We start from the raw sequence: 1,280 nt of genomic DNA, 5'->3' as shown, positions 1-1,280 counted from the left end.
GACCCGTGTATCTCGTTTTTCGGCTCTTTTTCCCTCTGCCTCATCATAGTTTTTTTCCACGCTCGTGGGATGTTTGGTTTCACCCTTTTTTAATTCGCCAACAGTCTCTTGAAACCGCGTCTACACAGACACTCACCCGACGGGAGCGGGTTGAAGATAAAATAAGACGGCGGTTGCAACCGCCGTCTTATTATTAACCAAGACTAATTACCCATCATTATGTATTTGAATTTTTCCCGACGAAACCTCACTCCTTATTTGTTTTTATTTCCGGCTTTACTTGTGTTGAGTTTGACTGTATTGTGGCCTGCGCTGCAAGCTTTTTATTTGAGTTTTACGAGTTACGAATATGACTTGACGCAAGCGCCACAGTGGGTGGGTTTGAAGAATTTTGAGCGGCTGTGGGCCGATCGCACTTTTTGGCAAACTTTGACCAATACGCTGCTGTATCTGATCTGTGTTGTGCCTGTATTGGTTGTTCTACCGTTGGGAATGGCGATTTTGTGCAATCAAAAGCTGCGGGGGATGAACTGGTTCCGCGCAGCATACTACACGCCTGCGGTGATTTCGATGGTTGTCGCCGGGATTGCTTGGAAGTGGCTGTTTGCTGAGACAGGATTGCTGAATCAGTTGGGAGAATTGCTGGGTTTGCCTCCGGTTTCTTGGCTGGCCAACCCCAAGGTGGTACTCTTTAGCGTGATGGCAGTTACTGTCTGGAAAGGCTTGGGTTATTACATGGTAATTTATTTGGCGGGGCTGCAATCTATTCCGGCAGAACTTTATGAAGCGGCTGCTATTGATGGTTCCGAAGGTTTGCGAAAACACTGGGATATTACTGTGCCGCTGATGAAGCCTTATTTAATTTTGGTGGCGGTGATTTCGGCTATTTCTGCTACTAAGGTTTTTGAAGAAGTTTATATTATGACTCAGGGCGGCCCTCGCAATAGTTCTAAGACTGTTGTTTATTATCTTTACGAACGGGCTTTTAAGGATTTGGAAATTGGTTATGCTTGTACGATCGCCCTGGTGTTGTTTTTGCTGATTTTGGGTTTGTCAGTTTTGCAAGTTAGCCTTCAGGGTTTGACTCGCAATGATTGAGGAGTCATTAGTCATTAGTCATTAGTCATTAGTCAGTAGGGGCGGTGCCCCCGTGCTGACAGGTGTAGGTTTTTTACAATTAGGAGGAGTTACAAGCATAAAAGGCATCCACAGGAGTTTCAGGGAAAGAGCTCCAACGCTCAAGATGTATAGGAATATTGTTGAGTAGATTAGCCATCAGA

Annotated in this window: 1 protein-coding gene; it reads left to right on the top strand. The window is 45.2% G+C overall.

The window, feature by feature from the left end; all coding sequences use genetic code 11:
- The first annotated feature begins 219 nt into the window (after window positions 1-219).
- Entirely contained in the window at window positions 220-1,098 is an 879-nt protein-coding gene (locus IQ270_RS30340; RefSeq protein WP_193976793.1) for a carbohydrate ABC transporter permease, read from the top strand.
- The last annotated feature ends 182 nt before the right edge of the window (window positions 1,099-1,280 follow it).

Source organism: Microcoleus sp. LEGE 07076 (genome assembly GCF_015207455.1).
GTDB lineage: Bacteria > Cyanobacteriota > Cyanobacteriia > Cyanobacteriales > Microcoleaceae > Microcoleus.
The sequence above is the reverse complement of the archived record's forward strand: the minus strand, read 5'-3'. Positions and strand labels throughout refer to the sequence as shown.